The following is an 11,419-nucleotide window of genomic DNA, read 5'->3' as shown; positions in this document are numbered from 1 at the left end:
CCCGTGAATTGCCCCCGGCAGCTGTGGAAACGCTTGTGGATATCCTGGGCATAAACCTGTGACTTCCCCGCCTGCCGGGGCCCGCGCGCGCCAGCCGGCAAATTGATCAGGCCCCGCATCCAGCGGCTAGGCTAGAATGCGCGCCCTTTCCCTCGACCACGTCCAGGCCATGACCGAGCACAGCTCCCAGCCCTCCCCCAGCGCCATCGTCATCGGCGGCGGCCCCGCCGGCCTGATGGCCGCCGAAGTGCTGGCCGGCGCCGGCGTGCGCGTGGCGCTGTACGACGCCATGCCCTCGGTGGGCCGCAAGTTCCTGCTGGCCGGTGTGGGCGGCATGAACATCACCCACTCGGAGGAGCGCGAAGCCTTCGTCGGCCGCTACGGCGAGCGCCGCGCGGAGATCGGCGAACTGCTCGCCGGGTTCGACGGCCAGGCCCTGCGCGAATGGATTCACGGCCTGGGGATAAGCACCTTCGTCGGCACCTCCGGGCGGGTCTTCCCCACCGACATGAAAGCCGCGCCGCTGCTGCGCGCCTGGCTCAAGCGCCTGCGCGAGAATGGCGTAGCCATCCACACCCGCAGCCGCTGGCAGGGCTGGGACGACAGCGGCCGCCTGCTGATCGACGGCCCCGAAGGCCGCCAGGCCCTGCGGGCCGACGTCAGCGTGCTGGCCCTGGGTGGCGGCAGCTGGCAGCGCCTGGGCTCCGATGGCGCCTGGGTGCCGACCCTGCAGGCGCGCGGCGTGGACGTCGCGGCGCTGCGCCCCTCCAACTGCGGCTTCGAGGTCGCCGGCTGGAGCGAATTCTTCCGCGACAAGTTCGCCGGCGCGCCGGTCAAGCCGGTGGCCCTCGGCCTGGACGGCGAGGCGCCGCGCCAGGGCGAGTTCGTGGTCACCGCCGGCGGCATCGAGGGCAGCCTGGTCTACGCCCTGTCGGCCGGCATCCGCGAGCGCATCGCCCACGACGGCAGCGCCACCGTGCACCTCGACCTGCTGCCGGGGCGCGGCCGCGAGCAGGTGGCCAAGGCCCTGGCGCAGCCACGCGGCTCCAAGTCCATGGCCAACCACCTGCGTGGCAAGCTCGGCCTGGACGGTGTGCGCGCCGGCCTGCTGCGCGAGTTGTCCACAGCCGCCGACTACGCCGACCCGCAGCGCCTGGCCGCGCTGATCAAGGCCCTGCCGCTGACCGTGGTGCGCCCGCGCCCGCTGGACGAGGCCATCAGCAGCGCCGGCGGAGTCAGGTTCGAGGCTGTGGATAAGCAGCTGATGCTCAGCGCCCTGCCCGGCGTGTTCTGCGCCGGCGAGATGCTCGACTGGGAAGCACCCACCGGCGGCTACCTGCTCACCGCCTGCTTCGCCAGTGGCCGCGCCGCCGGCCTGGGCGCGCTGCGCTGGCTGAACATGGAACGACAGTGCTAGATTGCGGATTCCCTCCCGCAGAGTCCGCGCCATGCCCCTGAGCTTCCGCCCGGCCCGTCCCGAGGACGTCGACGCCGCCGTCCCGCTGATCTACAGCTCCGGCCCCGACGCCTTCGACTACGCCTTCGCCCGCCCCGGCCGCAACAGCGCCCAGGACTTCCTGCGCCACGCCTTCGTCCAGGGCGGCGGCCAGTTCGGCTGGCGCCAGCACACCGTGGGCGAACTCGACGGCAAGATGGTGGCCGTCGGCACCATCTTCGGCGGAGAGGCCAACCTCGGCTACCTGCTCGCCGCGGCGCGGCAGATCCTCGGCTACTTCGGCACCGGCGCGGTGGGCGTCATCCACCACGGCCTGCAACTGGAACGCATCATCTGCCCGCCGCCCCGGCGCACCCTGTACCTGGCGCACCTGGGCGTGGACCCGAGCGTGCGCGGCGAGGGCCTGGGCAGCCAGTTGATCGCCCACTTTCTCGAACGCGGCCGCCAGGCCGGCCTGGGCATGGCCGCCCTCGACGTCTCGGTGGCCAACCCCCGGGCCCAGGCGCTGTACGAACGCTTCGGCTTCGAAGTGCAGGTGGAGCGCACCTCGACCCTGCCGGGCGTCAACAGCCACCGCTACATGCAACGGCCGATCCGCGACTAGACTGCGCGACAGCCGCCCGCGCAAACGTGGCGCCACCACCCAAGGACGCCAGCATGAGCAACCTCACCGCCGTCGAACTGAAAGTCTTCGTCCCCGCCCGCGACTACCCGCTGTCCCAGGCGTTCTACCGCGACCTGGGCTTCGGCAACCCGTGGAACTCGGACGACCTGAGCTACTTCCACCACGGCGATCACTGCGCCTTCCTGCTGCAGAACTTCTACGTGCAGGCGTTCGCCGAGAACCTGATGCTGCACCTGCTGGTGGAAGACGCCGACGCCTGGTGGCAACGCCTGCGCGAGATCGACATCGCCGGCCGCTACGGCGTGAAGCTGGGCGATCCGGAAGACCGGCCGTGGCGCCTGCGCGACTTCACCCTGCACGACCCGAGCGGGGTGCTGTGGCGGATCGGGCACAACATCGACTGAGGGGCAGCGCGACTTTTCTCGCGGCATCCTGAAGAGCCCCTCTCCCCAGCCCTCGGCTGCGCGCCCCGCCCTGAAGGGAGAGGGGGCTTGTCCGTGCCGAGATAAGGCATGGCTTATACCGGAATTTCACGGCGTTGCCGGCTAACGCCAGAACACCCGCTCATGCCGAACGGTCCCCTCTCCCTTCAGGGAGAGGGTTAGGGAGAGGGAGCGGAGTCAAACCACGGCGCCGCAGCCGCCGTGGAGTACCGTTGGCACCTATTTCAGATACCACCCCCAAGCCTGATCGGAAACGTACTCCGTCACCTGCTTCACCTCCAGGTAGTTCTCCAGCCCCCACACCCCCAGCTCGCGGCCGATGCCGCTGTGCTTCATGCCGCCCCAGGGCGCCTGGGTGAAGGTGGGTTGCGAGCAGTTGACCCAGACGATCCCCGCGCGCAGCCCGTTGGCCACCCGCGCGGCGCGTTGCGGGTCGCCCGACATCACCGCGCCGGCCAGGCCGAAGCGGCTGTCGTTGGCCAGGCGCAGGGCCTCGGCCTCGGTCTTGAAGCGCTTCACGCAAAGCACCGGGCCGAAGATTTCCTCGCGCCAGACGATGGCGTTCTCCGCCGGCTCGTCGAAGATCGCCGGCTCGATGAACCAGCCCTCGTTCAGCCCCGCCGGGCGCCGGCCGCCGGTAAGCAGGCGGGCGCCGCAGGCCTTGCCTTGGTCGATGAAGCCGAGCACCTTGTCGTACTGGCCCTGGCTGACCAGCGGGCCGAGCAGCACGCCGGAGCTCATGCCGTTGCCGATGGTGATGGCGCGGGTCGCTTCCACCAGGCGCTCGATCAGCTTCGGCGCGATGCCCTCCTGCACCAGCAGGCGCGAGGTGGCGCTGCACACCTGGCCCTGGTTCCAGAAGATGCCGAACAGGATCCACTCCACCGCCGCCTCGACATCGCTGTCGTCGAACACGATGAAGGCCGACTTGCCGCCCAGCTCCAGGCTGACGTTCTTGATGTCCTGGGCCGCCGCCGACATGATCTTCGCCCCGGTCGGCACGCTGCCGGTGAAGGCCAGCTTGTCCACGCCCGGGTGCTGCGCCAGCGGCCCGCCGGCCTCGCCGCCCAGGCCCGGCAGCACGTTCAGCACGCCCGCCGGCAGGCCCACGGCGTCCGCCGCGGCGGCCAGTTCCAGGGCGCTCAGCGGCGTCAGCTCGGACGGTTTGAGCACGCAGGTGGCGCCGGCGGCGAGCGCCGGTGCGACCTTCCAGGCGGCCATCAGCAGCGGGTAGTTCCAGGGGATGATCTGCCCGGCCACGCCCACCGGCTCGTGGCGGATGCGGCAGCGGAAGCGCTCGTCGGGCAGCGCCAGCGCCTGGTCCTGGCGGCCATCCAGCTCGCGCGCCAGCTCCGCGTAGTAGCGGAAGCAGCCGATGGCGTCGGCCACGTCCCACTGCGCCTCGGGCAGCGGCTTGCCGTTGTCGCGCACCTCCAGCTCGGCCAGCTCGGCCTGGTTGCGTTCGAGTTCGTTGGCCAGCGCCTCCAGCCACTCGGCGCGCTCGCCGCCACGGCTCTGCCCCCAGCCGCGATTGAACGCCTGGCGCGCCGCGCGCACGGCGTGGTCGACGTCTTCCTCGGTGGCCGCCGGCACTTCGCGCAGCGGCCGCTCGCTGGCCGGGTCGTAGCTGGTGAAGGTGCCGCCCAGGTCCGGGCTGACCCATTGCCCATTGATGTACAGCTGGTCACGCATCGCACGTCTCCTTGTCTGCGCCCGTCAGGCGGCCTGAACGCCGGTGCGGCGGTTCTGCAGGTAGCGGGAGGTGAACAGCAGCGCCAGCGAGGCGCAGATGATCACCGTGGAAATGGCGTTGATCTCCGGGGTGATGCCGCGGCGGATCGAGGAGAAGATGTAGATCGGCAGCGTGGTCTCGGAGCCGGCGACGAAGAAGGCGATGATGAAATCGTCGAAGCTGAAGGTGAACGCCAGTAGGAAGCCGGCGAGGATCGCCGGGGCGATCTGCGGCAGGGTGACCCGGAAGAAGGTGTCCAGCGGCGGCGCGTAGAGGTCGGCGGAGGCCTCCAGCAGCGCCTTGTCCATGGCCTCGACGCGGGTGCGGACGATGACCATCACCAGCGCCATGGTGAACAGCGAGTGCGCTGCGACCACCGTGGCGAAGCCCATGTTCAGCTTCGGCAGGCCCAGGTCCAGCGCCGCCAGCAGCGGGTTGAGTACGTCGAACAGGGTGATGAAGGCGATCAGCGTGGCGATGCCGATGACGATCCCCGGCACGATGATCGCGCAGTAGGTCAGCGCGTCGAACAGCAGGCGCACGCGCTTGCCCACCCGTTGCAGGCCGAACACCGCCAGGGTGCCGAAGAAGGTGGCGATCAGCGCCGAGCACAGGGCGATCAGCGCGCTGTTGCCCAGCGCCTCCATGATGAACGGGTTGCCGAAGGCGCGGCCGAACCACTGCACCGAGCAGCACTGGAAGCTCAGCCCGCTGCGCCCGGCGTTGAAGGCGAAGAGCATGATCAGCGCGATGGGCGCGTAGAGGAACAGGTACAGCGACGTCGAATAACTGCGCAGCCACATCTCAGAGCACCCCGTCGTTGCGCGGCCCGCCGAAGCGCGCGGCGAGTTTCAGGTACAGGCCGATGATCGCCAGCATCATCGCCACCAGGGTCATGGCCACCGCGCTGCCGAACGGCCAGTTGCGCGATTGCAGGAACAGGTCGACCAGCGCGTTGCCGACGAAGAACACCTTGCCGCCGCCGAGAATGGCGGGGATCAGGAACTCGCCCATGAGCAGGATGAACACCAGCATCACCCCGGTGATCACGCCCGGCGCCGACAACGGCAGGGTCACCCGGCGGAAGGTCTCGAAGGCGCTCGCGCCGAGGTCGCCGGAGGCTTCCAGCAGGCGCTTGTCGAGCTTCTCCAGGGTCACGTAGATGGGGAACACCATCAGCGGCAGGTAGCCGTAGACGATGCCGATCAGCACCGCCCAGGGCGTGTTGATCAGGCGCACGTCGGCGATCCCCAGGCTCTCCAGCAGCGCCGGGATGCCGCGCCCGCTGAGGATGAAGATCCAGGCGTAGGTGCGGATCAGGAAGCTGGTCCAGAACGGCACGATGACCAGGGTCAGCAGCAGCGACTTGTTGCGCTGCACCTTCACCGCCAGGAAGTACGCCAGCGGGTAGGCCGCCAGCAGGCAGGCCAGGGTGCCCAGCGGCGCCAGGGTCAGGGTGTTCCAGAAGGCCTGGGCGCGCGAGCCGAGGTTCAGGTAGTTCTCCAGGGTCAGCCCGCCGCCGTAGCCGCCCACGGCGCTGCGCTCGCCGAAGCTGAAGACCAGGATGATCACCAGCGGCATCAGCAGCAGGAGCAGGAACCACAGGGTGGAAGGCAGCAGCAGGAGCAGCGTGACGCGCCGGCCGAGGCTGCGCGCGCGGGCGGCCGGCGGCGGCGCGGCGGCCTGCAGGGGGGCGCTGACGGCGATGTTCATGTTCGAGTCCCTACGCATGGATTGTACGGAGCCCCGTAGGAGCGAGCTTGCTCGCGAACCGCTTCGGCACGGATCTGTTCGCGAGCAAGCTCGCTCCTACAAGGGCAGCCCTCAGGCGGCCTTGAAGCGCGCCATCAGCTCGGCGCGCGCCGGGCTGGTGAGAGTCGCGGCGGCGCCGAACTCCAGTGGCGACAGGCGCTCGGCCGCCGGGTACATGATCGGGTCGTCGAGCATCTCCTTGGGCAGCAGCGCGTCGACCCGCTTGTCGCCGCTCGGGTAGCCGTGGGCCAGGACCTCCAGCTTGTTGTGCGCAGGGTCCAGCAGGTAGTTGATGAAGGCGTAGGCGGCGTCGCTGTGCTCGGCGCCCTTGGGAATGGCGAAGAAGTCGCTCCAGATCTCGCCGCCTTCCTTGCCCAGCACGAAGGTCATGTCCGGGTTGTCGCGGTGCAGCTGCGAGGCGTCGCCGGTCCAGGCCATGGCCATCCAGGCGTCGCCGTTGCGCAGCGAGGGCTGGATGTCGGAGTTGATCGCGAACAGGTGCGGCTTGGCCTGGATCAGCAGCTTCTCGGCCTCGGCCAGCTCTTTCGGGTCCAGCGAGTTGAAGCTGTAGCCGTAGTACTTCAGGGCATTGCCGATGGCGGTCAGCTGGTAGTCGTGGACGATGGTGCGGCCCGAGGCGCTGGTCAGCGTCAGGTCCCAGAACTGCTTCCACGAGTCCGGGCTGCCCTTGACCTTGCTGGCGTCGTAGACGATGCCGGTGGTGCCCCAGTTCTTCGGCACCGCGTAGACCTTGCCGTCCACCGTGCCCTGGGCCATGAAGCGTTCCTGGAAGGCCTTGGCGTCGAAGTTGGGGATGCGCGACAGGTCCAGCGGCTCGATCAGCCCGAGCTTCACGTAGGTGCTGATGGTGTAGTTGGTCGGCACGAAGACGTCCCAGCCGCTGCCGCCGGCCTGGAGCTTGGCGAGCATCTCCTCGTTGGAACCGAACACGTTCATCTGCACCCGCGCGCCGGTGGCCTTGGCGAAGGCCTCGAAGTTCTCCGGGCTGTGGTAGTTCGGCCAGGTGGCCAGGGTCACGCGGTCGCCGAGGTTGCCGCTCTCGCCGGCGTAGGCCTTGCCCAGCAGCAGGCCCGGGGTGTTCGCCGCGACCACCGCCGCGGCCAGCCCCAGGCCGGTGCGGCCGAGGAACTCGCGCCGGGTGATCGAGCCGTTTTCCCAGCTGCGCATGGTCTTGATGAAAGTCTTCTTGTCCATCGTCACTCCCCGCCTGTCTGCTGTCGTTATGGTTGGATCGTCGAGCCGCCGCGCCACGCGCGGCGGCGTGAATCAGAGGCCCATGGCCAGGCCGCTGGCCTGGTTCCAGCCGACCTGCACCGGCGCGCCATGCTCGAAGGCATCGCCAGCGCCGCCGGACTGGCGCGGCACGCGCACGCAGACGATGCCGAAGGCGTCGGTGCGCACCCGGTATTCGGTGAGGTTGCCCAGGTAGATGCGGTCTTCGACGCGGCCCTTCAGGCGCACCTCGCGCTGCAGCTCCGAATCGGCGGAAGCGATGCCCACCAGCTCGGGGCGCACCGCGATGCAGCCCTCGGCCTGGGGCGCCAGCGCGGACCCGGTGGGCGTCGGCGGGCTGCTCAGCTCGAGCCCGGCGGCGGTGGCCAGCACCACCCGGCCGCCTTCGAGGCGGCGCACGGTGCCGCCGAACAGGTTGGATTCGCCGATGAAGTCGGCCACGTAGCGGCTCGCCGGGGTCTCGTAGAGCGCCTCGGGCGTGGCGGTCTGGATGATCAGGCCGTCCTTCATGATGCTGATGCTGTCGCTCATCGACAGCGCCTCTTCCTGGTCGTGGGTGACCAGCACGAAGGTGATGCCGACCTCGCGCTGCAGGCGCAGCAGCTCCGACTGCATCTCCTTGCGCAGCTTGCGGTCCAGCGCCGCCAGGGGTTCGTCCAGCAGCAGCACGGTGGGCTTGTTGACCAGCGCGCGGGCCAGGGCCACGCGCTGCTGCTGGCCGCCGGACAGCTCGTGCGGCTTGCGCGCGCCGAAGCCGGACAGGCGCACCATTTCCAGCGCCTCGTCGGCCATGCGGCGCTGCTCGGCGCGGTCCGGGCGCGGCGTGCGGTAGCGCAGACCGTAGGCGATGTTCTCGGCCACGCTCAGGTGCGGGAACAGCGCGTAATGCTGGAACACCATGTTCACCGGGCGCTGGTGCGCCGGCACCCCGGCCACCGCCTGGCCGGCCAGCAGCACCTCGCCTTCGCTGGGCTGCTCGAAGCCGGCGATCATCCGCAGGGTGGTGGTCTTGCCGCAGCCGGAGCTGCCGAGGAAGGAGTGGAAGGCCCCGCGCCGCACCTTGAAGCTCAGGCCGTTGACCGCTGGCACGCTGCCGTAGCGTTTGACCACGTTGCGGAATTCGATATCGAACCCTTGGCTGGAATCCATCACCGCGAGCCTCTCGATGGCTGTTCTCGTTGTTGCAGAACACGCTATCAACGGGGCTTTCGGGGTGTATATATCCCTCGGGGGATAGGCGTCGATGGAAGACGCCCTTGCCTCACCCCGTGGCGCGCATCTCGCTGGCGTCGTCCTGCCCGGCCAGCTCGCGGATGAACAGCCCGAGCAGCTCCGACTGGCTGCCGATGCCAAGCTTGGCGTAGATGTTCTTGCGGTGGATCTTCACCGTGCCCGGGCTGATGTCCAGCTGCTCGGCCACCGAGGCGCTGGAGTGGCCGCGCAGCAGCAACTGGACGATCTCCTGCTCGCGCGCGGTCAGCAGCTGGGCGCCGAACTGGTCGAAGGCCTCGCGAATCTTGTAGTCCAGGTCACGCGCCGGGCGCGGCTGGGCACGGCGCAACGCCCAGGCCTCGCGCACCACCTGCTCCACCGCCGGCCGCGCGCATTCCAGCAACTGCATCTCGTCGCGGCTGTAGGCCGGGCTGGAGGTCTTGCGCATCAGCGACAGCACCGCCTTGGCGCCATCGTCGAGGTCGACGAAGAAGGCGATCTCCTCGGTCAGCCCGGTCTGCTGGTAGTAGGTCTGGTAGTACTCGCCGAGGTAGAAGTGGTCCGGGGCGAACTGCCGCAGGCGCCACAGGCCCGGCGCCTGGTCGCGGGTACAGGCCAGGTAGAAGGGGTCGAGCAGGTAGGGGCCGTCCTGGTAGTCCGCCACGTAGACATGGCGCACGTCCGCCGGGAAGGTGTCGAACAGGTCCAGCGGGCGGTGGTTGCCCTCGTAGACGAACAGCACGAAGTGATCCACCGGGCAGGCCTGCTGCAGCCACTGGCTGAGGCCGAGCAGGCGCGGGCGGCCGGGGGCCAGGGGGAACAGCAGGGCGAGGCCGCCGGTCCAGGCTTTGAGTTCCTTGGGGCGCATAGGGGTGTCGTTCTTGTTGTGTGCGCGGAGCACACACTATAGGCGTTCAGGATTCCACACGGAAATGCAGGTTCTGCGCCACACCCTTGAACACCCGCGCGCCGCGGCCTTGCGCAGCGCCCCCGAGCCTGGCGCGCACCAGTCTGATGCGCCCCGCCCCACCGCGGCCCTCAGCGCGCCTTGGGCTTCTTGCCCGGCGCCTGCGCCTTGGCGAAGCCCGGCGCCTTGCGCACCGCCTTCACCTGCGGCTTGTCGGCCAGCAGGTCGCCCAGGTGAATCTTCCCTGGCTTGCCTTCCGGCGCCTGGGGCTGCTTGGGCTTCTTCGGCTTTTTCAGCAACTGGCCGCCGAGGGCGGTCTGCGGCACCCGGTGCTCCGCTTCGAAGCCGTCCTCTTCCTCGCGCACCATGAGTTGCCCGAGCAAGGTCTCGATCGCCGCCAGCTGTTGCACCTCGTCGGCGCACACCAGCGACAGCGCCTGGCCACTGGCGCCGGCGCGGCCGGTACGGCCGATGCGGTGCACGTAGTCCTCGGCGACTATCGGCAGGTCGAAGTTGACCACCAGCGGCATTTCCTCGATGTCCAGGCCGCGCGCGGCGACGTCGGTGGCCACCAGGAAATCCACCTCGCCCGCCTTGAACCGCTGCAGCGCGCGCAGCCGGGAGGGTTGCGGCTTGTCGCCATGGATCGAGTCGACGGCCAGGCCCTCGGCCTGCAGCACCTTGACCAGCTCGTCGACGCCCTTGCGGGTCTTGGCGAATACCAGCGCCTGGCGCCAACCACGGGTGCGCATCAGGTGCAGGAACAGCTCGGCCTTGCGCTTCTTGTCCACGGTGATCAGCTGCTGCTTCACCGTCTTCGCCGCGGTGTTGCGCGGCGCCACCTCGATCGACAGCGGGTCGCGCAGCAGGCCGCCGGCCAGCTTGCGGATCGCCTCGGAGAAGGTCGCGGAGAACAGCAGGGTCTGGCGCCGCTTCGGCAGCGCGGCGAACACCTCGTCCAGCTCGCGGGCGAAGCCCAGGTCGAGCATGCGGTCGGCTTCGTCCAGCACCAGCACCTGCAGCTGGTTGAACTTCAGCGCGTTCTGCCGGTACAGGTCGAGCAGCCGGCCGGGTGTGGCCACCAGGACGTCGACGCCCTTGCGCAGCTTCATCATCTGCGGGTTGATGCTCACCCCGCCGTAGGCCACCGCCGTGCGCAACGGTACATGCTGGCCGTAGACGCGGAAGCTCTCGTGGACCTGCTCGGCGAGCTCGCGGGTAGGCACCAGCACCAGCGCGCGGATCGAGTTGGCCGCCACCTGCGGGCCTTCCTGCAGCAGCTTCTGCAACAGCGGCAGGGCGAAGCCGGCGGTCTTGCCGGTGCCGGTCTGCGCCGCGGCGAGCAGGTCGCGGCCCTTGAGCACCGCGGGAATGGCCTGGGCCTGCACCGGGGTCGGGGTCTGGTAGCCGAGGCCGTCGAGGGCGCGCAGCAGGGGGTCGATCAGGCCAAGGGCGGCGAAGGTCATGGAGCACTCGCAAAACGGAATGGGGAATGGGGAATGGGCGGCATTGTAGCCGCTCGCCGGCCCGCTCAGTGGCGCAGCAGCAGCCCGCCTTCGATGGGCACGTAGCGCGTCGCCGAGCGGATCAGCGCGTGCGCGGTCAGCCCCGGCACGCCATAGGCGGTGGCGGACTTGCCCTGGGCGCGCACGCGCTGCAGCAGCAGGTCGAAATCGCCGTCGCCGGAGCACAGCACGATCTCGTCGACCCGTGGCGTGGCGTCGAGCACGTCGATGGTGATGCCCACGTCCCAGTCGCCCTTGGCCGAGCCGTCGGCGCGCTGGATGTAGGGTTTCAGGCGCACCTCGAAACCGAGGTTGCGGAGGATCTGCTGGAACTGCTGCTGGCGCGGGTCGCCACGGTCGATGGCGTAGGCGTAGGCCTCGACGATACGCCCGTCGCGGCTCAGCTCGGCCCACAGGGCGGCGTAGTTGAAATGGCAGCCGTAGGCCTGGCGAACCGTGTAGTAGAGGTTCTGCACATCGACGAACAGGGCGAGGGTCTTCAACGGCGGCTCCGGGGCTGGCGGCGGGCGCGC

At 69.4% G+C, this 11,419-nt stretch carries 11 protein-coding genes; 3 read left to right on the top strand and 8 right to left on the bottom strand.

Features of this window, described 5'->3' with window-relative positions; genetic code table 11:
• The first annotated feature begins 169 nt into the window (after positions 1–169).
• The 3 genes from P3W75_RS20365 to P3W75_RS20355 are packed head-to-tail and all read left to right on the top strand — an operon-like array spanning position 170 to position 2,485.
• A complete protein-coding gene (locus tag P3W75_RS20365) occupies positions 170–1,417 on the top strand; it encodes a TIGR03862 family flavoprotein (protein ID WP_276229118.1) in 1,248 nt (415 codons plus the stop codon).
• Positions 1,418–1,448: 31 nt separating this feature from the next.
• Entirely contained in the window at positions 1,449–2,060 is a 612-nt protein-coding gene (locus tag P3W75_RS20360) for a GNAT family N-acetyltransferase (RefSeq protein WP_276229116.1), read from the top strand.
• A 53-nt stretch (positions 2,061–2,113) separates the two neighbouring features.
• Positions 2,114–2,485 (top strand): VOC family protein, encoded by a 372-nt coding sequence (locus P3W75_RS20355; protein WP_276229115.1) that lies wholly within the window; start codon positions 2,114–2,116, stop codon positions 2,483–2,485.
• A gap of 258 nt (positions 2,486–2,743) precedes the next feature.
• Here P3W75_RS20355 and P3W75_RS20350 read toward each other — a convergent pair whose 3' ends face one another.
• The 8 genes from P3W75_RS20350 to P3W75_RS20315 form a co-directional block, all read right to left on the bottom strand.
• A complete protein-coding gene (locus tag P3W75_RS20350; RefSeq protein WP_276229114.1) occupies positions 2,744–4,216 on the bottom strand; it encodes an aldehyde dehydrogenase family protein in 1,473 nt (490 codons plus the stop codon).
• A gap of 24 nt (positions 4,217–4,240) precedes the next feature.
• Positions 4,241–5,059: an ABC transporter permease gene (locus P3W75_RS20345; RefSeq protein ID WP_276229113.1), complete on the bottom strand. Its 819-nt coding sequence runs from the start codon at positions 5,057–5,059 to the stop codon at positions 4,241–4,243.
• Position 5,060: 1 nt separating this feature from the next.
• The gene (locus P3W75_RS20340) at positions 5,061–5,969 is read right to left on the bottom strand and encodes an ABC transporter permease (protein WP_276229112.1); all 909 of its coding nucleotides are present in this window, start codon (positions 5,967–5,969) and stop codon (positions 5,061–5,063) included.
• A 111-nt stretch (positions 5,970–6,080) separates the two neighbouring features.
• The gene (locus P3W75_RS20335; protein ID WP_276229111.1) at positions 6,081–7,223 is read right to left on the bottom strand and encodes an ABC transporter substrate-binding protein; all 1,143 of its coding nucleotides are present in this window, start codon (positions 7,221–7,223) and stop codon (positions 6,081–6,083) included.
• A gap of 72 nt (positions 7,224–7,295) precedes the next feature.
• The gene (locus tag P3W75_RS20330; RefSeq protein WP_276229110.1) at positions 7,296–8,411 is read right to left on the bottom strand and encodes an ABC transporter ATP-binding protein; all 1,116 of its coding nucleotides are present in this window, start codon (positions 8,409–8,411) and stop codon (positions 7,296–7,298) included.
• Between the two features lie 112 nt (positions 8,412–8,523).
• Positions 8,524–9,342 (bottom strand): helix-turn-helix transcriptional regulator, encoded by an 819-nt coding sequence (locus P3W75_RS20325; protein WP_276229109.1) that lies wholly within the window; start codon positions 9,340–9,342, stop codon positions 8,524–8,526.
• Positions 9,343–9,512: 170 nt separating this feature from the next.
• Positions 9,513–10,847, bottom strand: a complete 1,335-nt coding sequence (locus P3W75_RS20320; RefSeq protein WP_276229108.1) for a DEAD/DEAH box helicase — start codon at positions 10,845–10,847, stop codon at positions 9,513–9,515.
• Between the two features lie 65 nt (positions 10,848–10,912).
• Positions 10,913–11,419 (bottom strand): NYN domain-containing protein (locus P3W75_RS20315; protein WP_430765394.1); only part of this gene is annotated, 507 nt, incomplete at its 5' end.

Origin of the sequence: Pseudomonas citronellolis (assembly GCF_029335315.1) — a bacterium.
Taxonomy (GTDB): domain Bacteria; phylum Pseudomonadota; class Gammaproteobacteria; order Pseudomonadales; family Pseudomonadaceae; genus Pseudomonas; species Pseudomonas citronellolis_A.
The sequence above is the reverse complement of the archived record's forward strand: the minus strand, read 5'-3'. Positions and strand labels throughout refer to the sequence as shown.